The organism is Streptomyces sp. DF42 (assembly GCF_058267695.1).
The window spans coordinates 936,392-960,531 of record NZ_CM177859.1; the positions used below are offsets into that span (position 1 = coordinate 936,392).

The following is a 24,140-nucleotide window of genomic DNA, read 5'->3' on the forward strand; positions in this document are numbered from 1 at the left end:
CTGTGACCCCAACGGAGCAGCGAATCGCCGGGGTCGGCGCCTCAGGCCCCCTCGATCCCGCATTCGGCCCAGATGACCTTGCCCTGCTGGGTGTAGCGCGTGCCCCAGCTCTGCGTCAGCTGCGCGACGAGGAACAGGCCGCGGCCGCCCTCGTCGGTGCTGGCCGCTCGGCGCAGGTGCGGGGCGGTGTTGCTGGTGTCGGAGACCTCGCAGATCAGGGTGCGGTCGTGGAGCAGCCGTACCCGGATGGGCCCTGCTCCGTGGCGGATGGCGTTCGTGACCAGCTCGCTGAGCACCAGTTCGGCGGCGAACGCGGCCTCGTCGAGTCCCCAGTCGGTCAGTTGCCGGGTGGCGGAGGCGCGGACCTCGCTGACCAGGGCCGGATCCGCGGGCAGGTCCCAGGTGGCGATCCGCTGGGGGTCCAGGGCGTGGGTGCGGGCGACGAGCAGGGCGATGTCGTCGCAGGGGTGGGCGGGGGCCACCGTGGCGAGTATCGCCTCGCAGGTCTCGCCGGGCGTGCCGTTCGCCTGGGCCAGCGTGGCGCGCAGCTGATCGAGGACCACGTCGACGTCGCGGTGACGGTCCTCGATGAGCCCGTCGGTGTAGAGGACCAGCTGGCTGTTCTCAGGGAGGTCGAGCTCGGCGGCTTCGAACGGCAGACCGCCGAGGCCGAGCGGGGGTCCGGCGGGGAGGTCGGGGAACCACACGGTGCCGTCGGGGCGGGCCAGAGCGGGCGGGGGATGGGCGGCGCGGGCCATGGTGCACTGCTGTGTGGTCGGGTCGTAGATGGCGTAGAGACAGGTCGCGCCGATGATGCCTGCGTCGACGGCGCCGGGGTCCTCCCGGTCCAGGCGTCCCACGAGTTTGTCGAGGTGGGTGAGGACCTCGTCCGGGGGGAAGTCGAGTTCGGCGAAACTGCGGGCGGCCGTGCGCAGCCGCCCCATGGTGGCGGCGGAGAGCATGCCGTGGCCGACGACGTCGCCGACGAAGAGCCCGATGCGGGTGCCGGACAGGGGTATGACGTCGTACCAGTCCCCTCCGACGTCGGATTCGGCGGGCAGGTAGCGATGGGCGACCTCGACGGCGTCCTGGTCCGGCACACCGTGCGGGAGCAGGCTGCGCTGCAGGGCCAGGACCATGGCGCGTTCGCGCGTGTAGCGCCGGGCGTTGTCGATGGACAGTGCGGCACGGGCGGCCAGTTCCTGGGCCAGCGACCGGTCGTCGTCCCCGAACGGTGGGGAGTCCTGCGCGCGGTAGAAGCTGGCCACGCCCAGGACCGCACCGCGGGCGACCAGGGGCACCGCGATGAGGGAGTGGACGTGGCTCAGCAGCTGTGCGGAGTGCTCAGGGTCCTGCCCGAACCAGCCCGCGGCAGCCTTCAGGTCCGGTTCCAGCACTGCCTGGCCGCTCGTCAGACACCGCGACTGCGGCATCGTCGGACCGTAGTCGACCTGCTTGCCGACCGGGTGGAAGGGACAGTCGTCATGGATGCCGTGGACCGCCGTACGGCGTAGGTCACTGCGGGGATCGGCGGACTCCTCGCCGCGAAGCACGGCTTCCGGCAGGTCGATGGTGACGAAGTCGGCCAGTTGCGGCACCGCCGCCTCGGCGAGCTCCCGGGCGGTAGTGCGCACATCCAGGGTGGTGCCTATGCGGACGCCGGCCTCCGACAACAATTCCAGGCGGCGGCGCGCGGCCAGGGCGTAGGTCCCGACGTGCGGCTCCCCCACCATCATGAGCCTTCTCGCCGGGGGCGGGGAGTCGGAGTGCTCTTCCGTCGTGCCGTCGCCGGCCGTGACGCGCTCGACGCCCACGGCGACAGGGCCGTGCTCCGTGCCGGGAAGGTACTCCGACGGCGGGGTGACGTGGAGCTGCCCGGGCGCCACGTCGGGAACGGCGCCGGAGAACGTGAGGGAGGTGGCGACGGCAAGCTCGGCAGACAGGCCCAGCGGCTCGTGGACCTGATGCGGGAGGGCGAGGGGCTCGCGCGGTGAGGGACCGGGGACAACGGCCTCGATGGCGAAGCCCTCCACTCCGGAGCCACTCGTCATCGGCCGGCTCACGAGCGTGACCCGACGGCCGTCGGACAGGGGCACGTCGACACAGGCCCGCTGCGCACAGGCGATCAGCTCGGCGGCCTTCTCCATGAGGATCGCCCGGTCGCGGGGGCTCATCTCCCCAGCCAGTTCCCGCACCCCTATGCGGTGCCGAAAACCTGCGGCGGCCTCGACTCCGCTGTCCAGGTACGCCCGCAGCAGAGCGCGCTCACGCGAGGAACTCTGCCCCAGCAGCCGCCGCTCGATGGTCTCGGCCGCTTTGCGTATCACGGTGTCCAGCGCCGGGTCCTCGGCGCTGCGCGGATAGCCGAAGCACAGGACGCCCTCGATGCGGCCGCTGAGCGGGTCGCGGACGGGAAGCGCGCGGCAGGCACTGCCCTGGGAGCGCTCGGCGAAGTGCTCGGCACCGTAGACCCGGATGGGTTGGCGCTCGGCCAGGGCGAGACCGATGCCGTTGGTACCTGCGACCTTCTCGGCGAACACGAACCCGGGGACACTCTGGATGGCCGGGAGAACTCTGGCCAGCGACGCTTCTCCGAAACGGCGCAGGAGAACCGTCCCGTTCGCATCGGCGACGGAGATGTTCATCGCGCTGCCGGCGAACGTGGCCTGCAGCCGGTCGAGCACCGGAACGGCCGCGCGGACGATCCGTCCGTCCGGTTCGAAGTCCTCCCGGAAGGGAAGGTCGGACTGGTCCGGCGACAGCCCCAGGGTCCGGCAGCGCCGCCAGGAATCCAGGATCGACGTGCGCACACCCGTCTCGACCGGCTCACCCTGCAGGAACCGCTCACGGAAACTGGCGGGCCCCGTGCCGTCTGACGCACGCCCCGTCGGTATCGGATCTTCGCCGGCCCGAACCACGCTCCGCCTCACTCGCGCCTTCGACAGTCAATCTTTCCGAAATGCCTGATATGGACGAGGATACGGGCATTGGAGGCGCGAGTCACCGTTCACAAGGCCCCTCACACACGGTGACCGGACCGGATCGGTGTCACAGGACCGCGACCGGGTTGACGGGCGAGCCCGTCCCGCCAGGGACGTTCAGCGGCGCCACGACGAGCATGAAGTCGTAGCGCCCCGCCGTCGCGGTCGCGGCGGACAGCGCTTCCAGGTCGAGGTTGTCCAGCAGTGGCATCCCCATCGCGGCCACAGCCAGGGCGTGAACCGGCGAGTGCACGCCGTCCACGGGTGAGGGCCGTACGTCACTGTCGCCGTCTCCGCCGAGCAGCGCGATGCCACGCTCGGCCAGCAGCGGCAGGGCGTCCACATGAAAGCCCGCGCTGGCCGTGTCGGGGTCCCAGGCGCCGAGTTCCTCGCGGCGCCGGACGTGTCCGGAGCGCAGCAGTACCGCGTCGCCATCGCCGATCGTCACATCGAGCGCCTTCTCCACAACGACAATGTCCTTGGCGTGCACCGCTCGCCCCGGCTCCAGCCAGTGGATCCCGAGGACGGCGGGCAGGTCGAGGAGCACTCCCCTCGTGACGAGGGACCCGAGCGTCGACACCGCGCCGAAGCGGGCGCCTGTGGCACCGACGACCTCGTGTGCCGTGCGGCCGTCGTAGAGCCGCCCCCGATAGGCGATGTGGCACAGCGCGTCGAGATGGGTGATGCCCTTGCCGTGGTAGTCGGCGGCGATGAAGTCCTTGTGGGTGGAGGGTTCCGGCGCCTCCACGTCACCGAGGTCGGTCATGTGGTGCAGGGCGGGCTTGCGGTTGCCGGGGCCCGGCCGGGTGTTCCACGGCAGCGCCAGCGGGACGACCGTCCCGGTCCGCACGCGCGCTGCGGCCCGCCGCACATGGTCCGCGGTGACGCGGTTCCAGGCACCGCGGTCGGCCGGGGACCAGCGACCCCACGTGCGAACCGCCTCGAAGAGTGCGTCGAACTCCCGGCGGGAGACGGCGGGCCCGTTGCCGACGCCGGTCGGCGCGGGATTCGCGGCATCGGCGGAACTCGGACTCATCTGTACTCACCGCTCCCAGGCTGGAACGGCTCCGACGGCAGGACGTCACCGGACGCGACACGGATCGGGCTTACGGGGTGTGCGCCCGGCTGACGCCGTGACACGGAGAAGCACCGTCCCTCGTGATCGGAAAACCAGCTTCGCACATTCACGGGTGGTCTTGGAGAGAGCGTGCCCGCAGGGAGGGGTTGTGCAGGTTCCGTCCGGCACCGCGCCGGGTCCCCCATCCCGGCGCACGTCCACCGCGGTGCGGGTGCGCTCGCCGTGGTGGAAGAGTACGGCGAGTGGAACGAGGTGCGGCCCGTTCACCGAGGTGTTCGACAACAATGTGCTCGTGGGCGAGTACACGGCGAAGTGCCTGTCGCGAGACACCGTGCGGTCCGGCACATACAGCGTGGCCGTCCACGGCTGTGGCGCGTCCGGGTCGGCAGTCCGTCCCTGGGCGCTTGTTGTTCAGGGTCAGACCTGGGCTCCGGTACGGAGGAAGTGGGTCGCCCGGAGACCGAGTTGCAGTCAGGAGCCCGCGAGAAACGAGAAACGGACCTTCCGCTCCGCATTATCCCTGTTCGTATCCACCAGACAGACCGACTGCCACGTCCCCAACTCCAGCCTCCCGTCCAGCACCGGCAGCGTCGCGTGGGGCGGGACGACGGCCGGGAGGACGTGGTCGCGGCCGTGGCCGGGACTGCCGTGGCGGTGTTGCCAGCGGTCGTCGGCGGGGAGGAGGGAGTGGAGCGCGGCGATCAGGTCGTCGTCGCTGCCGGAGCCCGTTTCGATGATCGCGATGCCGGCGGTGGCGTGGGGGACGAAGACGTTGAGGAGGCCGTCACGGCCGGCGGCCGCCTCCCGCAGGAAGGCCTCGCAGTCTCGGGTCAGGTCGACGACCCTCTCCGTGGAGCCGGTGGCGACGTTCAGCACTCGGGTGGTGAAGGCATCTGACATGCCCCCATCCTGGCCCATGCGCCGGGTTCCGCAGCTCAACTCCGGCCCACCGGCCGATACGAGCGGTCCACTTGGCGAGACACCATTGACCGTACATCGACGGCCTGGCTACTTTCGCCGCATGTTGCGTTCAGTCATGCTCACCACGCGCGGTCACATCGACCTGCTGCGGGTGGTCTCCGCCGCCTGTTGTCGCGGCTGCTGACGCCCTTCCCTCCCCTCGCTCCACGTTCCACCTGTGCTCCGCCCTGCCCGTACGCCCAGTCGTGACGTGGCGGCACTGACGCACACCCCTCCCGCTCCCCGCCCTCACCGGCCGCTCTCCTCCTCGTGGAGCACTCATGAGCATCAGTCATGCCCCGCCCGGCTCCTCCAAACCCGATATTCCGGCTATATCGGCATCGAAGGAAGCGGAGGACGGCGCCCACGGCCACACCTCCCTCGACCTGGCCCCCATCGCCCCCGCCTCCTCCCGCCGCACCCACGTCCCGCGCTGGCTGCGCCGCACCTCGGGTCCCCTCCTGTTGCTCGGTCTGTGGCAACTCCTCAGCGCCACCGGCGCGCTGGCCTCGAACGTGCTCGCCTCGCCGGGTCGCATCGCCCAGGTAGCCGGAGATCTGATCGGCGACGGCTCGCTGGCCTCCGCCATGGGCACCTCGCTCCAGCGCGTGGCGTTCGGGCTGCTGCTGGGCACCCTCGTAGGGACCGGACTCGCCCTGGTCTCCGGCCTGTTCAGGATCGGCGAGGACCTGGTGGACGCGCCCGTACAGATGCTGCGGACCGTGCCGTTCGTGGGTCTGATCCCGCTGTTCATCATCTGGTTCGGCATCGGCGAGGCCCCGAAGGTCGCCATCATCACGCTCGGCGTGACCTTCCCGCTCTACCTGAACGTGTACGCCGGCATCCGCGGCGTGGACGCCCAACTCATCGAGGCGGGCGAGTCGTTGGGGCTGTCGCGCTGGGGTCTCGTACGGCACGTCGTGCTGCCGGGGGCACTGCCCGGCGCGCTCACCGGGCTGCGCTACTCCCTCGGCGTCGCCTGGCTCGCCCTCGTCTTCGCCGAGCAGGTCAACGCCGACTCCGGCATCGGCTTCCTCATGGTGCAGGCACGGGACTTCCTGCGCACCGACGTGATCGTGGTCTGCCTGATCGTCTACGCCTTCCTCGGCCTGCTCGCCGACTTCATCGTCCGCTCCCTCGAAAGGCTGCTGCTGCAATGGCGACCGACGTTCACCGGCCGGTGACCCCGCAAACGGCGGTATGCGTCGACGGGCTGACCCGCTCCTTCGACGGCCACACCGTCATCGACAACCTTCAACTCCACGTCCAGACCGGCGAGTTCGTCGCCCTGCTCGGCCGCAGTGGCTGCGGCAAGTCCACCCTGCTGCGCATCCTGGCGGGCCTCGACCGCGACATCGCGGGCACGGTCCTGGTGCCGCGCCGCAAGGCGGTGGCCTTCCAGGCGCCGCGGCTCATGCCCTGGAAGAGGGTGTGGCGCAATGTGGTGCTGGGTCTGCCCGGCAAGCCCGAACGCTCCCTCGCCGAACGGGCCCTCGAAGAGGTGGGCCTGGACCACCGCGCCGACGCCTGGCCCAAGACCCTCTCCGGCGGCGAGGCTCAACGCGCCTCCCTCGCAAGGGCGTTGGTGCGCGAGCCGGATCTGCTGCTGCTCGACGAGCCGTTCGGCGCGCTCGACGCACTCACCCGTATCAAGGCCCAGCGCCTGGTGGGCGAGTTGTGGCAGCGCCGGGGCTGCGCGGTGCTGCTGGTCACGCACGACGTCGAGGAGGCCGTCCTGCTCGCCGACCGCGTCCTGGTGATGGACGACGGCGTCATCGCGCACGAGCAGCGCATCGACCTCGACCGCCCCCGTGACATCACCGACCCCCGGTTCGCCGAGCTCCGTGCCGGACTGCTGGAACGGCTCGGCGTCGACACGGCTGCCGAAGCCGCCTGAACTCCCCCTCCCCCTCTCCAGTTCCACAGAACGGATCCATGATGCGACGACGCCTCGTCCCCGCCGCGCTCCTCCTCCCCTTCGCCCTCCTGCTCACCGCCTGCGGCGGGAACTCGTCGACGGACGTGGGCGGCGCGACCGACGGCAAGGGCTCCCTCACCCTCGACGTCGGTGACCAGAAGGGTGGTTCCGAGGCGATCCTGCGGGCCGCCGGGGAGCTCAAGAACCTCAACTACAAGATCAAGTGGTCCACGTTCACCTCCGGCCCACCGCTGCTGGAGGCCGTCAACGCCAAGGCCGTCGACATCGGCGGCGTCGGCAACACCCCGCCGGTCTTCGCCGCGGGCGCGGGCTCGAAGATCACGGTGGTGGCCGCCTTCCACGGCACGTCCAAGGGCGACGCCATCCTCGTACCGAACGGCTCGAAGCTGACGAAGCCCCAGGACCTCAAGGGCAAGTCGGTCGCCGTGGCGCAGGGTTCCTCCGCCAACTACCAGCTGGTCGCCTCCCTCAAGGCGGCCGGGCTGAGCCTGAGCGACGTCAAGGTCAAGTACCTCCAGCCGGCCGACGCGCTCGCCGCGTTCACGTCCGGCAAGGTCGACGCGTGGGCGGTGTGGGACCCGTACACCTCGCAGATCCTGCAGGGCAGGCAGGGTCGTGTCCTGACGACCGGCGACGGTGTGACCAACGGGCTCACCTTCCAGGTGGCGGCGCCGACCGCGCTGCAGGACAAGAAGAAGGCCGCCGCCATCAAGGACTATCTGGAGCGGCTGCGGCGGGCCACGGCGTGGGTCCCCTCCCACCAGGAGGAGTGGGCGAAGGTCTGGGCGAAGGACACCGGCCTGCCGTACGACGTCGCGCTGGCCTCGGTGAAGCGCACCAACGCCACCCGGATCTCGGTCGCCGTCGACAGGCCGCTGATCGCGTCCGAGCAGCAGATCGCCGACACCTTCACCGAGTTGAAGCTCATCCCGAAGAAGGTGGACTTCGCCGACTTCGTGGACCTGCGGTACAACGGCAAGCTGCCGGCCTCGACCACACCCGCCCGCGCGTCGGAGGGCTGAGACATGACCGTTCATCTGCACTGGTTCCTGCCGACCGGCGGTGACGGACGCACGCTCGTCGACCGGCACGCGTACGCCCCGAACGAGCTGGGTGCCGCTCGCAGGGTCAACGGCGTGCGCCCGCCCGACATCGAGTATCTCGCCCAAATCGCCAAGGCGGCCGAACAGTTGGGCTTCGAAGCGGTGCTGACTCCGACCGGCACCTGGTGCGAGGACGCCTGGCTGACGACGGTGGCGCTGGCCCAGCACACAGAGCGGCTGAAGTTCCTGGTGGCCTTCCGGCCCGGACTGATCTCGCCGACACTCGCCGCGCAGATGGCGGCGACGTATCAGCGGGTCACCCGGGGACGGCTGCTGCTCAACGTCGTGACCGGCGGCGACTCCGCGGAGCAGCGCCGTTTCGGCGACGGGCTCGACCACGACCAGCGGTACGCGCGGACGGACGAGTTCCTGTCGGTCGTACGAGGAGTGTGGCGCGGGCAGCCGTACGACTTCGACGGCACGCACTACCAGGTCGAGGGCGGGCTGACGGCGCTGCCGCCCGATCCGCTGCCGCAGCTGTTCTTCGGCGGGTCGTCCAAGGCCGCGGGGCCGGTCGCGGCGCGGCACGCGGACGTCTATCTGACCTGGGGCGAGCCACCGGCGCAGGTGAAGCGGAAGATCGACTGGATTCGGGCGCTCGCGGAGCGGGAAGGCCGGACCGTCCGTTTCGGGATCCGCCTGCACACCATTTCCCGGGACTCCTCGGCCGAGGCCTGGGCGACCGCGAACCGGCTGCTCGACGACCTCGGCGCGGACACGATCGCGGCCGCGCAGGCGGCGCTGGGCAAGAGCGAGTCGGTGGGGCAGCAGCGGATGCTCGCCCTGCACGGCGGCTCCCGTGACGCGCTGGAGATCCACCCGAACCTGTGGGCCGGGGTGGGTCTGGTGCGGGGCGGCGCGGGTACGGCGCTGGTCGGCAGCCATGCCGAGGTGGCCGACCTGATCGAGGAGTACCACGCGCTGGGCGTCGAGCACTTCGTACTGTCCGGGTATCCGCATCTGGAGGAGGCGTACTGGTTCGGGGAGGGAGTGATTCCCGAGCTGGCGGCACGGGGGCTGGTGGAGCGTCCGGCCGGCGGAGGCGGCTCGCCGATCCTCGTCGCGAGCGGCCGGTGAGGCTCGTCGCCTCGGGATCGTCTCGGGAAGATCCATGACCCGGACGCCGTTGGCACAAGCGTGAACAACGCGGTCGAGATCGAGGTAGTCGTCATAGGCGCCGGCCAGGCGGGCCTGTCCAGCGCCTACCACCTGAGGCGCACCGGCTTCGAGCCGGGGCGCGACTTCGTGGTGCTCGACCACTCCCCCGGTCCGGGCGGCGCGTGGCGGTTCCGATGGCCGTCACTGACGTACGGCAAGGTGCACGGCATGCACTCGCTGCCCGGTATGGAGTTGGCGGACGCAGATCCCGCGCGGCCGTCGTCCGCGGTGATCGCCGAGTACTTCGCCAGGTACGAGCGCACCTTCGGCCTCCGGGTACGGCGGCCCGTCGACGTCCTCGCCGTGCGGGAGGGCGAGGACGGCCGACTGCTGGTCGAGACCTCGGACGGAGCCTGGTCGACGCGGGCCCTGATCAACGCGACCGGCACCTGGGACCGGCCCTTCTGGCCGCGCTGTCCCGGTCAGGAGACCTTCCGCGGGCGGCAGTTGCACACGGCCCAGTACCCCGGGCCCGAGGAGTTCGCCGGGCGGCGGGTCGTCGTGGTCGGCGGGGGTGCCTCCGGTACGCAGCATCTGCTGGAGATCGCCCCGTACGCCGCTGCCACCACCTGGGTGACCAGGCGGCCGCCGGTCTTCCGCGAGGGCCCGTTCACCGAGGACGTGGGCCGGTCGGCCGTCGCGCTGGTCGAGGAGCGGGTGCGGCAGGGGCTGCCCCCGATGAGCGTCGTCTCCGTCACCGGCCTGCCGCTCAACGACGCGATCCGGCAGGGCATCGCGGACGGGATCCTCGACCGCCGGCCCATGTTCGACCGGGTCACGCCCGAAGGGGTGGAGTGGGCCGACGGGCAGCGTGTCGACGCCGACGTCATCCTGTGGGCCACCGGGTTCCGGGCCGCCATCGACCACCTGCGTCCACTGCGGCTACGGCAGCGCGGCGGCGGCATCCGCGTCGAGGGCACCCGCGCGGTCGCCGATCCCCGCATCCATCTCGTGGGCTACGGACCGTCGGCCAGCACGATCGGCGCGAACCGGGCAGGCCGAGCGGCCGTACGGGACATCCGGCACCTGCTGGCCGGGGAACCGACGAAGCCCGTCGCCGCCTGACTCCCGGCCCGAGCGCTACGGCGACACCGGGAAGCTACTTCGCGGGCTTCGTGCCGGTGGTCTTCTGGTTGGTGTTGAACTCGGCGACGTTGCGCTGGTGTTCCTGGTAGTCGGCGGTGAAGCGGGTGTCGCCCGGCTTGACCGTGACGAAGTAGAGCCAGTCGCCCGGGGTGGGGCTGATCGCGGCGCGCATCGCCTCCTCGCCCGGGTTGTCGATCGGTGTCGGCGGCAGCCCCATGCGCTGGTACGAGTTGTAGGGGCTGTCGAGCTTCGTGTCGCCGGCGCTCGTCTTCAGCGTCGCGCGCTTCAGGGCGTAGTTGAGGGTGGAGTCCATCTGCAGCGGCATCCCGCGCTCCAGCCGGTTGAAGACGACCCGTGCGACCTTGCCCATGTCCGCCTTCGAGGCGGCCTCGGCCTGCACGATGCTGGCGATGGTGACCGCCTGATAGACGTTCATCGCGTTGCGCTGAGCGCCGGCCGCGACCGGGGCACCGTTGAACTTCTTGTTCGCGGTGTCGACCATGAACGACAGCACCGACTCGGGCGTCGCCTTCGCGCGGAGGGGATACGTCGCCGGGAAGAGATAGCCCTCAGGGTTGCCCTCCGCGTCGTTCGGCAGCTTCAGCCGGGCCTTCGCGAGCGCCCTCTTGGTGCTGCCCGCCGGCAGGGTGAGCCCCTTGTCGACGGCGGCGTAGACCTGGCTCGCGCGCCAGCCCTCGGGGATGACCAGCGAGGTGGGCCTGGTATCCCGGTGGCGTTCCAGCATCACCAGCGGCACCGCCACGGCGGTGCCGGCCACAACGGCTCCGGTCGCGATGAGGACGAGTCGGCCCCGCCGCGTCAGTCGAATCGTGCTCCGTGGCGGAGTGTTCTTCTGCATGCGGGCACGGTAACCCGCATACCGTCACAAACCCGGCATATGTTCAGCTCGTCGGCTCCAGTTGGGCATCCCGGCGTACGAGGGCCGCGTACCGCCCGTCCCGTTCCAGCAGTTCCTCGTGCGTGCCCCGTTCGGCGACGCTCCCGGACTCGAGGACCACGATCTGGTCGGCGCCGCGGATGGTGGACAGGCGGTGGGCGATGGTGAGCGTGGTGCGGTTGGCCGAGAGGGCGTCGATGGCGTCCTGGACGGCGGCCTCGGTGCGGTTGTCGAGGGCGCTGGTCGCCTCGTCGAGGATCAGGACCGGCGGGTCGCGCAGGATGGTGCGCGCGATGGCCAGGCGCTGCTTCTCACCACCGGAGAACCGGTGCCCGCGCTCGCCGACGACCGTGTCGTAGCCGTCGGGCAGCGACGCGATGTGCTCGTGGATCTGGGCCGCCCTCGCCGCCGTCTCAAGCTCCTCGTCGGTGGCGTCCGGCTTGGCGAAGCGCAGGTTCTCGGCGACCGAGGCGTGGAAGAGGTACGTCTCCTGGGAGACGACGCCGACCGCGCGCGCGAGTGTGTCGAAGTCGAGGTCGCGGACGTCGACCCCGTCGAGGGTGACGCGGCCGCCGGTGACGTCGTACAGGCGCGGGACGAGATAGCCGAGCGTCGACTTTCCGGCGCCGGTCGGGCCGACGACCGCGAGGCTGCTGCCCGCGGGGACGTCGATGGCGATGCCGTCGAGGATGGGCGCACGCTTGTTGTCGTTGCTGTCGTATCGGAACTCGACGGCCTCCAAGCGGACTTCGCCCTTGATCCGGTCGAGGTGGACCGGGTCCTCCCGCTCGGTGATGTCGATCGGCAGGTCGAGGTATTCGAAGATGCGCTGGAAGAGTGCGAGCGAGGTCTGGATCTGGACGCCGGTCGACAGGAGGCTCACGGCCGGGCGGAACAGACCCTGCTGGAGCGAGACGAAGGCGACGATCGTGCCGATCGAGACGTCAGGGCCGCCCATCTGGAGGGCGATGCCCGCGGTCCAGTAGATGACGGCCGGCATGGCGGCCATGACGATCGTGATGACGGCCATGCGCCAGCGGCCGGCCATGTTCGACCTGACTTCGAGGTCGACCAGGCCCTCGGACTCCTCGGCGAAGGACTTCGTGAGCGAGTCGGAGCGGCCCATGGTGCGGCCGAGCAGGATGCCGCTGACGGAGAGCGACTCGGTGACCGTGGCGGCCATCTCGGCCATCTGCTTCTGACGCTGGGTGGTGATCTTCTTTCGCTCGCTGCCGACGCGGCGGCTGATCCACACGAAGACCGGGAGCAGGACCAGCGAGACGACGGTCAGGCGCCAGTCGAGGGCGACCATCGCGACGATCGTGGCGACCACGCTGGTCAGATTGGAGACCAGGGAGGTGGCGGTGGAGGTGACGGTGGCCTGCATGCCGCCGATGTCGTTGGCGATGCGGGACTGGACCTCGCCGGTGCGGGTGCGGGTGAAGAACGCGAGCGACATGCGCTGCAGGCGGCCGTAGACGGCGGTGCGCAGGTCGTGCATGACGCGCTGGCCGACGGTCGTCGAGATCAGGGTCTGCAGGACACCGAAGATGCTGCTCAGGACGGCGCTGAGGATCATGCCGAGCGCGAGCAGGCTGAGCAGGCCGGTCCGGCCCTGCGGGATCGCGGTGTCGAGGGTCGCCTTCAGCAGGAAGGGCGTGGCGACGGAGACCAGGGACGCGGCGCCGACCAGCAGGCCGACGACGGCGAGACGGGCGCGGTAGGGACGGAAGAGTCCGAGGATGCGGCGCACCTGCCGGGGTTGCTCCTTGGAGTCGGAGTCGGCAGGTGGAGTCCATCCGGGTTCACGGTCGGGGTGCATGGGCTCCTACGGGGTGGGACGACGAATGGCCGGCGCGGTGCGGCGGCGACTGACGGACCTTAGCTCATTGTTACCTAAGCTCACAATGAAATTAGTCCTGATATTGTTCCCGCATGACCACCCCCGATGCCGACAGCCTGCTGTCCGAGCAGTTGCTGCGGCTCACGCGGCGCGTGCACCGGATCCAGAAGCGCCACATCGAACAGGCCGGCCTGGGCGTCACCCCGGCCCAGTCCCGGCTGCTGCGCACACTGGCGCACTACGGCTCCCCGCCGCGCATGGCGGATCTCGCCGAGCGCCTGGAGGTGGTCCCCCGGGCCGTGACCTCACTGGTGGACGGGCTGGAGGCGAGCGGCAAGGTGCGCAGGGTTCCCGATCCGACCAACCGCCGGGTGATCCGGATCGAGCTCACGGACGACGGACACAAGGCGCTGAGCGAGCTCCGGGGGGCGCGACGGTCGGCCGCCGTGGAGATCCTGGCGCCGCTGACGGACGAGCAGCGCGAGGTGTTGGGCGGGCTGCTGGACACGTTGGTGGACGGGGCGCCGGAGCCAGTGCGGCGCTGCAGGTAGGGGGCATCACGGCACGCGGGCGACTGCGGGTCGTTCGTGGCTGGTCGCGCAGTTCCCCGCACCCCTTGAAGGTCGGCCCACTGGCCGTACCCAAGGAGCGCGGGGAACTGCGCGATCAGCCCTCACGCACCCACAGCCGCCCGCGAAACGGGACGCCCCGAATTACTGGGCGACAGGCGCCGTCGGCTCCGAAACCGACGACTCCTCTTCCTCGGCGGTCTCCCCGCCCAGCACCTTCTTCGCCCGCTCCAGATCCAGCGCGCCCTCCCAGCGGGACACCGCGAACACCGCGACACAGTTTCCGAGCAGGTTCGTCACGACGCGCATCGAGTCCATGATCCGGTCCACGCCCAGCAGCAGCGCCACCGCGCCGGCCGGGATGGCTCCCAGCGAGGAGGCGGTCGCGGACAGGGCGAGGAAGGCCGAACCGGGGACGCCTGCCATGCCCTTGCTGGTCAGCATCAGCACCAGCACCACGGTGATCTGCTGGCCGAGGCTGAGGTCCACCCCGACGGCCTGCGCGATGAACAGCGTGCCGATGGAGAGGTAGAGCGAGGCGCCGTCGAGGTTGAAGGAGTAGCCGGTGGGCAGCACCAGGCCCACGGCGTCGTCGCGGGCTCCGGCCTTGCGCAGCTTCTGCATCACGCGCGGCATCACGGACTCGGTGGACGCCGTGCCGAGCGCGAGGAGCATCTCCTCGCGGATGTAGCGGAGGAACTTCCAGAGGCTGAGCCCTGTGACGATCCGCAGGGCGACGGCGAGCAGCGCGACGAACAGCGCGGCGGCGACGTAGCACAGGATGATCAGTTTGGCGTAGGTCTCGATCACGCCGAGCCCGTACTGGCCGATCAGGACGGCCATCGCGCCGAACACCGCGATCGGGGCCAGCCGCATGACGAAGCCGACGATCGCGAAGATGATCTCCTGGGCCTGCTCGACTGCGGGCAGGACCTGCGGCACCTTGGTGTGGCCGAGGTGCAGCAGTGCGGCGCCCACCAGGCAGGCCAGGATGAGCACTTGGAGCAGGGAGTTCTCGGCGAAGGCGCCGATGAAACTGGTGGGCAGCGCGTTGACGACGAACTCGGTCGTCGAGGGCAGCGAGCCGCCGCCCGTCTTCGCGTCGACCGCCTTGGTGCTCAGCGTGGAGGGGTCGACGTGCATGCCCGAGCCGGGCTGGAAGACGTTGGCGGCGACCAGACCGATGATCAGCGCCGCCGTGCTCGCGACCTCGAACCAGATCAGCGCCTTGAGCCCGATCCGGCCGAACGCCTTCAGGTCGCCGGCCTTGGCGATGCCGACGACGACCACGCAGAACACCAGCGGCGAGATGATCGTCTTGATGAGGCGGGTGAATCCGTCGCCGAGCGGCTGGAGATCCGTGGCCACGTCGGGCCACAGCTTTCCGACGACGACTCCGAGCACCAGCGCGCAGGCGACCTGCGCGAAGAGTGAGGTACGCAGTATGCGTGCGACGCGTCGCGGGAGGGACGGTACGGGCGGCGGCACGGGCACTCCTAGAGGGGGACGTCACCACACAGAAGCCAGGGGGGAACTTCTGCGATACGGAAAGCGGCTTCCGTGACGATCACTTTCAGGGCGTTCTTGATCCCGTCGAAGACCTCCGCGTTACAGCCCTGTAAAACCAGCCTCGCGTGACACATCGCACACAACTGGCCTCAGCAGCGGTCGCGTTCCTCCGTGAGCACCCCCTGGACGCTGGTCAGGGAGCGGTCGTAGCAGCCCGCCGAGCCGTACAAGCGGTACCGCTCGCCCGTCGTGCCGACGGCGTGCCGCTGGTCGCGTGGCACATCGGTCGTGTACGTGGCGTCGCCGGTGACGGTGTCGTCGAGCCGCGACCAGCCCGTCCGCCGGCCGCCGCGCGTTTCGACGACCGCGGCCCGGTCGCCGAGCGTCAGCACCGTGCGCAGCCGCGCGTCGTCGCCGATCGTGGTCGCACCGTTCATCGCGTACGTCCGGTGCGTGTGCGTCGTACGGGCCGGGCCGCGTCCGTCGACGGTGACCGTCTCGTCGTCGGTCCAGGTGGCGTCGAGGCCGTCGGTGTTCTCGCCGTCGGTCCACCGGTGGGCGGAGGTGTTGGCGAGGGTGCGGCCGACGGTGGTGGTCACGCGCCCGTGCGAGGTGTCCACGTACCCGGCGACGGTCAGCCGATGGCCTGCCTCGGTGTCCACGCGCTGCGGCGAACCGGCCGTGTACGTCGAGGAGTTGGCGAGGTCACCCACCCTGTGCACGGTGAGCTTCCCGGACACGTGCGCCCGCCCGGCGTCCTGCCACACGAGCACGTTGACCGGAGCGCTCCAGCCGCTCTGTCCCTCGGGCACACCGACGACCGACACCTGGACCTGGTGCGGGCGGCCGTCATTGAGCAGGCCGGCGAAGGGGGTCAGGTCGTATTCGATCGGCTTGACGTCGAAGGCGCGCGGGCCCGGAACGACGTACCAGAGGAAGGGGTTGGACCATCCCCCGGTCCACACGTGCGGGAACGGCGCGGCGATTCCGGCCAGTTGGCCGTCGACCTTGAATTGCACCTCACGGTAGGGGCCGCCGTCGGCCCGGCAGGAGTAGGGCGCGGAGTCGGGCACCGCCAGGTACCAGAACTCCTCGCAGCCGCCGCCCGATCCGGTGGCGTAGACCTCGGCGAGGATGCGTTCGCTGTTGCGCGGGGTGGTGAGGGTGTTGCCGTCCGAGAGGGTGAGGACCCGGTCCGGGATCGCGGTGGCCGGCTTGCCCGTCCTCGCCGGGTAGAAGGTGAGCGTGACCTTGACGTCGATCACGCCCGTGTACGTGTCGTCGACGACGTTCCCGATGAGCATCTCGACGTCCTGGCCGCTGCGGAACGTGTCGCTGTAGCGCGTCACGTCCTTCTCGACGGACCACCCGATGCCGTCGGGCGAGGGCTCGGGGGTGGACGTACGAAGGATCTCGACCCCGCCGACGTGCAGATGGCCGAGCCGGTCGAACTGCCGTCCCTCGACCTTGCCGTCCAGGCGCAGCACCACCTTGCCCCAGCGGTCGCCGCAGCCTTCGGGCGGGGAGTACGTGCCCTTGTACGGCGTGAAGTCCCGGAACCGGGCCTCGGCCAGGGTGACCCGGCAGGACTTTCCGGAGGGCTTGTCGACCGGCGGGGCCGCGGTCACCGGGTCGTGCCAGTCGGTGCCGAACTCGGCGGGGACGTCGGCGGACTGGGCCGGAGCCGCCCCCAGGAGGGTGCTCGCCAGGAGGGTCGCTCCGGCGAGCATGGACATGACGATCCGTCTCTTCATGGCCGGTGTTCTACGGCGAGTTGGCGCCTCGTGGCAATGAGGCCTCCGTCAGAAGTGCGAGGACTTCAGGTCCTCCCTGTCCCCCATCACCACCACGGGATGCCGGTCGGGGTCGAGCGTGCGCAGCAGATACTCCATCGCCGCCCGGGAGACGCTGACGCAGGCCGACGTACCGCTGCCGTGGTCCATGTGCAGCCAGATGCTGCCGCCCTTCGCGTCGCCCTCGGGGCGCGTCGGATCGTCGGGCGGGGTGCCCTTGACGCGGTTGTAGTCGATGGCGATGACGTAGTCGAAGTCGTGCCAGTGCGAGCGGGCCCACCAGCGCGGGGCCTGGAGGGACGCGTCGCGGGTGTACTGGAGCCGGGCGCCGGGATCGTCGAGGACGCCGCCCGCGTCGGTGAGGGTGAACACGCCGATCGGGCTGCGCCGGTCGCCCTCATGGTGGTCGGCGGTCCAGCCCTTCTTGCCGTTGTGCGCCGGCCAACTGCGCATCCGGTCCCAGGCCGAGCCGCGCTTGCGGTACAGCACGACCGTGGAGTCCGCGGAGTCCTTGCCGTCGCCGTACACCGCCACGACCTGACCGGAGCCCGCGGGGATCCGCCGTTGCAGGCGGTCACCGACGTCAGGGATGGTCCGGGTTCGGTCGGCGATGTGCGGGCGGGTGCCGGCCGCGCCGCCCGTGGCGCCCGTGGCGCCCTTCTCACCTGCGCCGTCCTGTCGCTCGCTGCCGCAGGCCACCGCCATCACCGCCAGCGTTCCCAGGACCGCCACCGCGACCGCCGTACGACATGCACCGTTCTTTCGCATCGGCCCATTCTGTACGGCGCCACAGAAAACCTGTTGCTTTCGACCACGCTGCGAGGCGAACCTTTCACGGTTTGTTGTCGCCGTTCGCAGTTCCCACCACCCCCTGACACGAGCCACTGGGACGTCATCCGTCATGCAGATCCAAGACCTTCCGTATGCCGACCCGGGCGTGCCGGACGCCCGCTCGGGTCCCCGATTCCTGTGGTGGCTGGGCCGAAACCAACTGGGTGGTCAGTTCAAGTCGCTGGCCTGGGGCCTGCTGCATTTCGTGTCGGTCTCCGCCCTGCCGTTCTGCGTCGGCACAGCGGTCCAGGCCGTCGTCGACCGCTCAGGCCGGCAACTCGCCCTTGCGGGAGGGCTGTTGGCGCTGACCGGCGTGGGCATCGCCCTCGGCGACACGTTCCTGCACCGGACCGCGGTGACCAACTGGATCACGGCCGCCGCCCGCGTCCAGCAGCTGCTCGCCCGCAGGGCGGCCCAGCTGGGCTCGGCGCTGACGCGGCGTGTCGCGGCCGGCGAGGTCGTAGCCGTCTCCACCGGTGACGTCGAGAAGATCGGCTGGTTCGTGGAGGCCGTCTCCCGTTTCACCGCGGCGGCCCTCACGGTCGTGGTGGTCTGCGTGGCCCTGGTCGTCTACCAGCCCGCGCTCGGCGTCGTCGTCGCCGCAGGCCTGCCCGTGCTGGCGCTCGCGGTGCTGCCGCTGCTGCCGCGGGCGACCCGGCGGGCCGACTTCCAGCGCGAGAAGGCGGGGCGGGCCACCGAGCTGGCCTCGGACACCGTCGCCGGCCTGCGCGTGCTGCGTGGTATCGGCGGCGAGGAACTGTTTCTCGACCGCTACCGCCGCGCCTCCCAGGAGGTCCGCCACGCCGCCGTGCGCAGCGCCCGCATGTGGTCCCTGATCTCCGCGATCCAGGTGCTGCTGCCGGGCCTGCTGATGGTGGTGGTCGTCTTCTACGGCGTCCACCTCGCCCGCCACGGCCGCATCACCGTCGGCGAACTGGTCACCGTCTACAGCTCGGTGATGATCCTCACCTATCCGCTGCGGCACTTCGAGGAGATCGCCATGGCGTACTCCTTCTCGCGGCCCTCCGCCACGCGGGCGGCGGGCGTGCTGGCGCTGGAGCGGGCCACGGACACCGAAGGTTCGCGCGCGGCCGACCTCCCCTCCGGGGACCTGTACGACCCGGCCACCGGACTGCTCGCGCCGACCGGCCGGCTGACCGCCGTGGTGTGCGGCGACCCGGACGCGGCGGGGCGCCTTGCCGAGCGGCTGGGCGGGCACCCGGCCGAGCAGGGCGTGTCCGTCCTGCTCGGCGGCGTCCCCCTGGACGAACTGCCGCTGGACACGGCCCGCAAGTCCGTCCTCGTCCAGGACAAGGACCCGGTGCTGCTGTCCGGCTCGCTGCGCGAACTGCTCGACGTACCCGCTTCGGGTGACGTCGCCGCACGGGACTCACTGGCGGCCGCCCAGTGCAGGGACGTCCTGGAGGCGCTGGCCCAGGGGTCGTTGGACGCCGCGAACCCGATGGACGCCCGGATCACCGAGCGCGGGCGGTCGCTGTCCGGCGGTCAGCGCCAGCGGCTCGCGCTCGCCCGGTCGCTGATCACCGACCCGGAGGTGCTCGTCCTGGACGAGCCGACCTCGGCCGTCGACTCGCACACCGAGGCGCGGATCGCTCAGGGAGTGCGTGCCCTGCGGGAAGGACGGACGACGGTGGTCTTCACCTCCTCGCCGCTGCTCCTGGACCACGCCGACCGGGTCGTGCTAGTGCACGAGGGCGAGGTCGCGGCGGTCGGTGTGCACCGCGAGCTGGTGCACACCGAGCCCCGCTACCGCGCCGTGGTGACCCGGGAGACCGAGGACGAGGCCGCCCCGAGCGGCGTACTGGACATGGACGAACTGGAAGAGATCGAGGAGACGGCATGATCGGCGTGGCGCCACCGGCGTACGACCCGGCGGCCCCGACGACGGCGAACACCCTGCCCGTCGGCGCCCCCGCGACCGTACGCGCCTATGTGACCGAGCTGTTCCGGCGGCACCGGCGTGCCTTCCTGATCCTCATCACCGTCAACACGGTGTCCGTGATCGCCTCGATGGCGGGCCCGTGGCTGCTGGGCGACCTCGTCCAGCGGGTGTCGGACGGGGCGCGGGAGCTTCATCTGCCGCTCATCGTCTCGCTGTTCGTGCTCGCCCTGGTCGTGCAGGCGGTGTTCGTGCGGGAGGTGCGGCTGCGCGGGGCGATGCTCGGCGAGCGGATGCTGGCCGATCTGCGCGAGGACTTCCTCGTACGGTCGGTCGGGCTGCCGCCGGGTGTCCTGGAGCGGGCCGGCACGGGCGATCTGCTGTCCCGGATCACGACGGACATCGACCGGCTGGCGAACGCGATGCGTGAGGCCGTGCCGCAGTTGTCGATCGGCGTGGTGTGGGTGGTGCTGCTGCTCGGCGGGCTCGTCGTCACGGTGCCGCCGCTGGCGCCCGCCGTCCTGATCGCCGTTCCCCTGCTGGTGGTCGGCTGCCGCTGGTACTTCAAACGGGCGCCGTCCGGCTACCGCTCGGAGGCCGCGGGGTACGCCGCCGTGGCCGCCGCCCTCGCCGAGACCGTCGATGCCGGGCGCACCGTCGAGGCCCACCGCCTCGGCGACCGCCGCATCGAGCTGTCGGAGCGCCGGGTCAAGGAGTGGACGGCCTGGGAGAACTACACGCTGTGGCTGCGCTCCGTGCTCTTCCCCGTCATCAACGTCACCCATGTGACCGTGCTCGCCTCGGTGCTGATGATCGGCGGCGTGTTCGTCCTGCGGGGCTGGATCGACGTGGGCCAGCTGACCACGGGCGCACTGATCGCGCAGATGCTCGTGGATCCGGTGAACCTGATCCTGCGCTGGTACGACGAGCTGCAGGTGGCGCAGGTGTCGCTGGCGCGGCTGGTGGGCGTGCGCGACATCGAGCCGGACGCCGGTGGCCGGACCCCGGCGCCCGACGGACGTGACGTACACGCGGACCGGGTGCACTTCGGCTATCGCGAGGGCGTGGACGTGCTGCGCGAGGTGTCCCTCCATGTCGCGCCGGGTACTCGGCTGGCCCTGGTCGGCCCTTCCGGCGCGGGCAAGTCCACGCTCGGCAGGCTGCTCGCCGGCATCTACGCGCCCCGGGAGGGCCGCATCACCCTCGGTGGCACCGAGCTGTCCCGGATGTCCGCCGAACAGGTCCGCTCCCACGTGGCCCTCGTCAATCAGGAGCATCACGTCTTCGTGGGCTCCCTGCGCGACAACCTCCTGCTGGCCCGTACGGACGCGGTGGACGCCGAGCTGTGGGCGGCGCTGGGCGCGGTCGACGCCGACGGCTGGGCCCGTGCGATGGACGACGGTCTGGACACGGAGGTCGGCTCGGGCGGGCTGACCCTCACCCCGGCCCAGGCCCAGCAGATCGCGCTGGCCCGCCTGGTGCTGGCGGACCCGCACACGCTGGTCCTGGACGAGGCGACCTCGCTGCTCGACCCACGTGCGGCACGCCACCTCGAACGGTCCCTCGCCCGCGTCCTCGACGGCCGCACTGTCGTCGCCATCGCCCACCGGCTGCACACCGCCCACGACGCGGACGTGATCGCCGTCGTGGAGAACGGCCGCATCAGCGAGCTGGGCAGCCACGACGACCTGGTCGCGGCGCAGGGCGCGTACGCGGCGCTGTGGCGGTCGTGGCACGGGTGAGTGTCCCGAGCCGGTCGGGGGCTGCCGTACCGCGGCGGCTCCCGGCCCGCGTCAGTAGCCGCCACTGCCGCTGCTGCCGTTGCCATAGCCGTTGCCGTTCGACGCCGGGACGGCCTTCATGATCGCCGTGCCCTTGGTGTTCATCACGTACCAGATCTTGTCGATGCCCTGCCCTTTGAGATCGCCGGCCGCGTGGTCCTTGGCGTAGTAGTACAGGGGGTGTCCCGCATACGTCGCCTGTGCCTTGCCCGAACCCTTCGTGGTGCCGATGAGGCCGGCGTCGACGCCGGAGCCCGCGTGCGGCTTGCCCTCCATGCGCGGCCACAGCTTGACGCACGCGGCATCACAGTTCATCGAGTTGCTGTTCTTGCCGTCCTCGGTGAACAGGTACAACGTGCGTCCCTTGCCGTCGACGAGGATGTCGCCCACCTGCGAGTGGCCGGCCTTGATGGTGGAGGTGTCCATGACTGCCGCTGCCGGGCTGCCCTTCTGGGCGCCGCTCCCGCTTCCGCTCCCGCTTCCTCCGCCGCAGCCGGCCAGCGCCAGTGCCGCGATGGCGAACCCCGCCACGGTGATGCCGCTTCGCCCCATGATCTCTCGCCTCATGATGTCTCCGTCCTTCCTGACGGAGGTTGTACGGACGAGCGGCCCCGACGGATTGGGACGGTTTGCGTTCAATTTTTTCGGCACCCGTTCAATCCCTTCGGCACTCCCGTACGTACACAAGGGTGTGGAACTGTTCCCGCGCGCGGACCGTGTCGACGACGCCTCGCTCGTCGCCGGCTTCGCACTGGGCGACGAGCAGGCGGCGGCCGCCTTCGTCCGCCGCTTCCAGGACGCGGTCTACGGTCTGGCGCTGTCCGTGACCCGCGATCCGGTGCTGGCCGAGGACGTGAGCCAGGAGGTGTTCGTACGGGCCTGGCGGGCGGCGGGAAACTACGACCCCCGGCGGGCCTCGGCTCTCACCTGGCTGCTGACCATCACCCGTAACGCCGCGATCGACGCCGTACGGGCCCGGCGCTCCACGCCTGTCCTCGCGGAGACCTTGGAGCGGCTGCTGGATGTGACCCTGCGGGCCGAGAACGACTCCGACGGCACGGCGCGGCAGGCCCTCGCCGCCCTGGAGAGCGAGCGCGCCCTCGCCCGGCTGCGGGTCCTGCCCGTCGAGCAGGCCCGCGCGGTCGCCCTCGCCGTGCTCGGCGGCTGCACCGCCGCCGAGGTGGGCCGGCACGAGCACATCCCTCTGGGCACCGCCAAGACCCGCATACGCACCGGCCTGCGCAGACTGCGCGACGCGCTGAAGGAGGGAAGCCGCGATGGAACGCCACTCTGACGCCCGGGAACACCACCCTGACGAGGACGAACTGACCGCCCTGGCTCTCGGCACCCTCCCCGGCGAACCGGCTGAGCTGCTGCGCCATCTCACCGTCTGCGCCTCCTGCCGCTCGGCGTACGACGATCTGTCGGCGGCCGTCGACGCGGTACTGCCGGCCGCCCCCGCGGTCGCGGCGCCGCCCGGCTTCGACGCCCGGGTCCTCAGCCGCCTGGAACTGCGCCGCCACTCCCCCGCGCGCCGGTTCCACCGGACCCCGCTGCTGGTCGCCGCGGCCGCCGCGGCCGGCCTCTGCCTGGGCGCCGTCGGCAGCACTGTCCTGCACCACGAGTCGGCGCCGGTCCAGGTGGCCGCGAGCGATCACGGAGCCCTGCTGGTCACGGGTTCGGGGGCGAAGGTCGGCACCGTGGAACCGAGCCGTGCCGGCGACGAGCACGTCGTGGTCATGCAGATCACGGACGGCCGGCCCGGCACCCACTACACCTGCCGGCTCCTCCTCAAGGACGGCTCCACCCGCAGTGCCGGCCAATGGTGGATGCCGCCGTCCGGCCGGGCCACCTGGATCGCCTACGGATCCACACGCGCCATCGACCGCGTCGAACTGGTGACGGACTACGGGCAGGTCTGGTCGTCGGCCGTTCTGCACAGCTGACGTCGGGTCCCGGTGCACGCCAACCGGACATGATCGACGGGAAACGACCGTCCGCACCGGGCCGACGGGCCGTTCCCCGGCACCGAGTACCTCCTCGTGCCGTGCCGTTGCGCAGTCACGAAAAGGGGTGGAAGGCTGGATAACGGCACCGGCTCGGGGAAGCTCCCTGGGACCGTCGGTTCTGTCGGGCGCAGCCTGTGCCCCGCGTGACGGCGGTCCGACGCCCAGCGCGGTGAGACGGGCCGTCCCCATCACCTGGAGGTTCCCGTGAACAGCGCCGACGGATGGGGAGACGACGTCTACCAGCCCGACCGATCCGAGATCCAGGAGGACTCCGGGCTGCTCGACTCGGAGGACTCCCTGGTCAACGATGGTGTCGACGACCCCCTCGACCGGGGCTGGTCCCCTCCGGACAGACCATGGGCGGTGGAGCGTGCCGATGTGACGGCGGCGGAACGACGGCACGGGGAGACGCTGGACCAGCGCCTCGCCGAGGAACTGCCGGACCTCGTGGCGCCCGACGGCGACGGCATCGGTGACTGCGACGGCACCGACGGCGAACTCCTGGACAACGAGGTCGGCACCGCCCGCTCCGGCCGTCTCGTGGCACCCGACGAGGGCGCGCACGAGGACGACGAGAGCGCCATGGTCGCCACGGACGTGGGCATCGACGGCGCGGCGGCGTCCGCCGAGGAGGCCGCGATGCACATCGTCGACGAGGACGCCCTGTCCGGCTGAGCAGTCGCCACCAGTCAAGGAGCACCT

Annotated in this window: 20 protein-coding genes; 11 read left to right on the top strand and 9 right to left on the bottom strand. The window is 70.8% G+C overall.

The genetic code is table 11. The features are described from left to right. Positions 1-41: 41 nt before the first annotated feature. The 3 genes from ACYUED_RS04350 to ACYUED_RS04360 all read right to left on the bottom strand — a co-directional run bounded on the left by ACYUED_RS04350 (position 42) and on the right by ACYUED_RS04360 (position 4,959). Positions 42-2,918: a SpoIIE family protein phosphatase gene (locus tag ACYUED_RS04350; RefSeq protein WP_491290997.1), complete on the bottom strand. Its 2,877-nt coding sequence runs from the start codon at positions 2,916-2,918 to the stop codon at positions 42-44. 130 nt (positions 2,919-3,048) lie between these two features. Next, positions 3,049-4,017: a cyclase family protein gene (locus tag ACYUED_RS04355; protein ID WP_491290998.1), complete on the bottom strand. Its 969-nt coding sequence runs from the start codon at positions 4,015-4,017 to the stop codon at positions 3,049-3,051. 513 nt (positions 4,018-4,530) lie between these two features. Then, positions 4,531-4,959, bottom strand: a complete 429-nt coding sequence (locus tag ACYUED_RS04360; RefSeq protein WP_266526862.1) for a secondary thiamine-phosphate synthase enzyme YjbQ — start codon at positions 4,957-4,959, stop codon at positions 4,531-4,533. Positions 4,960-5,300: 341 nt separating this feature from the next. Here ACYUED_RS04360 and ACYUED_RS04365 point away from each other — a divergent pair, with 341 nt between their 5' ends. From ACYUED_RS04365 to ACYUED_RS04385, 5 genes are read left to right on the top strand one after another with little or no spacing between them, the layout of a single operon-like run. Continuing rightward, entirely contained in the window at positions 5,301-6,203 is a 903-nt protein-coding gene (locus tag ACYUED_RS04365; RefSeq protein WP_491290999.1) for an ABC transporter permease, read from the top strand. After that, complete coding sequence (locus ACYUED_RS04370; protein WP_491291000.1) at positions 6,176-6,916, top strand: ABC transporter ATP-binding protein; 741 nt, start codon at positions 6,176-6,178, stop codon at positions 6,914-6,916. Before ACYUED_RS04365 ends, ACYUED_RS04370 begins: the two co-directional genes overlap by 28 nt. 41 nt (positions 6,917-6,957) lie before the next feature. Then, entirely contained in the window at positions 6,958-7,980 is a 1,023-nt protein-coding gene (locus ACYUED_RS04375) for an ABC transporter substrate-binding protein (protein WP_491294130.1), read from the top strand. Positions 7,981-7,983: 3 nt separating this feature from the next. Beyond that, positions 7,984-9,138 (top strand): LLM class flavin-dependent oxidoreductase, encoded by a 1,155-nt coding sequence (locus tag ACYUED_RS04380; protein ID WP_491291001.1) that lies wholly within the window; start codon positions 7,984-7,986, stop codon positions 9,136-9,138. A 60-nt stretch (positions 9,139-9,198) separates the two neighbouring features. Then, the gene (locus ACYUED_RS04385; protein WP_491291002.1) at positions 9,199-10,284 is read left to right on the top strand and encodes an NAD(P)-binding domain-containing protein; all 1,086 of its coding nucleotides are present in this window, start codon (positions 9,199-9,201) and stop codon (positions 10,282-10,284) included. 34 nt (positions 10,285-10,318) lie between these two features. On the opposite strand, the gene mltG is transcribed toward ACYUED_RS04385, so the two are convergent. Both mltG and ACYUED_RS04395 read right to left on the bottom strand, forming a co-directional pair. Further along, a complete protein-coding gene (mltG, locus tag ACYUED_RS04390) occupies positions 10,319-11,164 on the bottom strand; it encodes an endolytic transglycosylase MltG (protein ID WP_491291003.1) in 846 nt (281 codons plus the stop codon). Positions 11,165-11,207: 43 nt separating this feature from the next. Then, entirely contained in the window at positions 11,208-13,025 is a 1,818-nt protein-coding gene (locus ACYUED_RS04395) for an ABC transporter ATP-binding protein (protein ID WP_491291004.1), read from the bottom strand. Between the two features lie 113 nt (positions 13,026-13,138). On the opposite strand from ACYUED_RS04395, the gene ACYUED_RS04400 reads away from it, so the two are divergent. After that, the gene (locus ACYUED_RS04400; RefSeq protein WP_491291005.1) at positions 13,139-13,597 is read left to right on the top strand and encodes a MarR family winged helix-turn-helix transcriptional regulator; all 459 of its coding nucleotides are present in this window, start codon (positions 13,139-13,141) and stop codon (positions 13,595-13,597) included. A 162-nt stretch (positions 13,598-13,759) separates the two neighbouring features. Here the strand turns inward: ACYUED_RS04400 and ACYUED_RS04405 are convergent, their stop codons facing one another. The 3 genes from ACYUED_RS04405 to ACYUED_RS04415 all read right to left on the bottom strand — a co-directional run bounded on the left by ACYUED_RS04405 (position 13,760) and on the right by ACYUED_RS04415 (position 17,685). Further along, positions 13,760-15,103: a cation:dicarboxylate symporter family transporter gene (locus tag ACYUED_RS04405; RefSeq protein ID WP_491291006.1), complete on the bottom strand. Its 1,344-nt coding sequence runs from the start codon at positions 15,101-15,103 to the stop codon at positions 13,760-13,762. Between the two features lie 170 nt (positions 15,104-15,273). Continuing rightward, positions 15,274-16,878, bottom strand: a complete 1,605-nt coding sequence (locus ACYUED_RS04410; RefSeq protein WP_491291007.1) for a peptide-N4-asparagine amidase — start codon at positions 16,876-16,878, stop codon at positions 15,274-15,276. A gap of 48 nt (positions 16,879-16,926) precedes the next feature. Beyond that, positions 16,927-17,685, bottom strand: a complete 759-nt coding sequence (locus ACYUED_RS04415; protein WP_491291008.1) for a L,D-transpeptidase family protein — start codon at positions 17,683-17,685, stop codon at positions 16,927-16,929. 133 nt (positions 17,686-17,818) lie between these two features. Between ACYUED_RS04415 and ACYUED_RS04420 the strand changes: the two genes are divergently transcribed. Then, the gene (locus ACYUED_RS04420; protein WP_491291009.1) at positions 17,819-19,612 is read left to right on the top strand and encodes an ABC transporter transmembrane domain-containing protein; all 1,794 of its coding nucleotides are present in this window, start codon (positions 17,819-17,821) and stop codon (positions 19,610-19,612) included. Continuing rightward, positions 19,609-21,390: an ABC transporter ATP-binding protein gene (locus ACYUED_RS04425; RefSeq protein ID WP_491291010.1), complete on the top strand. Its 1,782-nt coding sequence runs from the start codon at positions 19,609-19,611 to the stop codon at positions 21,388-21,390. The genes ACYUED_RS04420 and ACYUED_RS04425 overlap by 4 nt, the downstream gene beginning before the upstream one ends. A 51-nt stretch (positions 21,391-21,441) precedes the next feature. Here the strand turns inward: ACYUED_RS04425 and ACYUED_RS04430 are convergent, their stop codons facing one another. Continuing rightward, a complete protein-coding gene (locus ACYUED_RS04430) occupies positions 21,442-21,996 on the bottom strand; it encodes a COG4315 family predicted lipoprotein (RefSeq protein WP_491291011.1) in 555 nt (184 codons plus the stop codon). Positions 21,997-22,120: 124 nt separating this feature from the next. Here ACYUED_RS04430 and ACYUED_RS04435 point away from each other — a divergent pair, with 124 nt between their 5' ends. The 3 genes from ACYUED_RS04435 to ACYUED_RS04445 all read left to right on the top strand — a co-directional run bounded on the left by ACYUED_RS04435 (position 22,121) and on the right by ACYUED_RS04445 (position 24,113). Beyond that, the gene (locus ACYUED_RS04435) at positions 22,121-22,723 is read left to right on the top strand and encodes a sigma-70 family RNA polymerase sigma factor (protein WP_491291012.1); all 603 of its coding nucleotides are present in this window, start codon (positions 22,121-22,123) and stop codon (positions 22,721-22,723) included. Continuing rightward, positions 22,707-23,375 carry a hypothetical protein gene (locus tag ACYUED_RS04440; RefSeq protein ID WP_491291013.1) on the top strand — a complete coding sequence of 223 codons (669 nt, stop codon included), beginning with the start codon at positions 22,707-22,709 and terminating at the stop codon, positions 23,373-23,375. Before ACYUED_RS04435 ends, ACYUED_RS04440 begins: the two co-directional genes overlap by 17 nt. Positions 23,376-23,642: 267 nt before the next feature. Beyond that, on the top strand, positions 23,643-24,113 hold the full coding sequence (locus tag ACYUED_RS04445) for a DUF5709 domain-containing protein (RefSeq protein WP_491291014.1): 471 nt from the start codon (positions 23,643-23,645) through the stop codon (positions 24,111-24,113). The last annotated feature ends 27 nt before the right edge of the window (positions 24,114-24,140 follow it).

Coding starts and splice junctions, on each gene's coding strand:
- ACYUED_RS04370 (WP_491291000.1), top strand. CDS start 6,176: ATGGCGACCGACGTTCACCGGCCGGTGACCCCGCAAACGGCGGTATGC.
- ACYUED_RS04440 (WP_491291013.1), top strand. CDS start 22,707: ATGGAACGCCACTCTGACGCCCGGGAACACCACCCTGACGAGGACGAA.
- ACYUED_RS04430 (WP_491291011.1), bottom strand. CDS start 21,996: ATGAGGCGAGAGATCATGGGGCGAAGCGGCATCACCGTGGCGGGGTTC.
- ACYUED_RS04415 (WP_491291008.1), bottom strand. CDS start 17,685: ATGCGAAAGAACGGTGCATGTCGTACGGCGGTCGCGGTGGCGGTCCTG.
- ACYUED_RS04365 (WP_491290999.1), top strand. CDS start 5,301: ATGAGCATCAGTCATGCCCCGCCCGGCTCCTCCAAACCCGATATTCCG.
- ACYUED_RS04395 (WP_491291004.1), bottom strand. CDS start 13,025: ATGCACCCCGACCGTGAACCCGGATGGACTCCACCTGCCGACTCCGAC.
- ACYUED_RS04360 (WP_266526862.1), bottom strand. CDS start 4,959: ATGTCAGATGCCTTCACCACCCGAGTGCTGAACGTCGCCACCGGCTCC.
- ACYUED_RS04380 (WP_491291001.1), top strand. CDS start 7,984: ATGACCGTTCATCTGCACTGGTTCCTGCCGACCGGCGGTGACGGACGC.
- ACYUED_RS04355 (WP_491290998.1), bottom strand. CDS start 4,017: ATGAGTCCGAGTTCCGCCGATGCCGCGAATCCCGCGCCGACCGGCGTC.
- ACYUED_RS04375 (WP_491294130.1), top strand. CDS start 6,958: ATGCGACGACGCCTCGTCCCCGCCGCGCTCCTCCTCCCCTTCGCCCTC.
- ACYUED_RS04410 (WP_491291007.1), bottom strand. CDS start 16,878: ATGAAGAGACGGATCGTCATGTCCATGCTCGCCGGAGCGACCCTCCTG.
- ACYUED_RS04420 (WP_491291009.1), top strand. CDS start 17,819: ATGCAGATCCAAGACCTTCCGTATGCCGACCCGGGCGTGCCGGACGCC.
- ACYUED_RS04400 (WP_491291005.1), top strand. CDS start 13,139: ATGACCACCCCCGATGCCGACAGCCTGCTGTCCGAGCAGTTGCTGCGG.
- ACYUED_RS04425 (WP_491291010.1), top strand. CDS start 19,609: ATGATCGGCGTGGCGCCACCGGCGTACGACCCGGCGGCCCCGACGACG.
- mltG (WP_491291003.1), bottom strand. CDS start 11,164: ATGCAGAAGAACACTCCGCCACGGAGCACGATTCGACTGACGCGGCGG.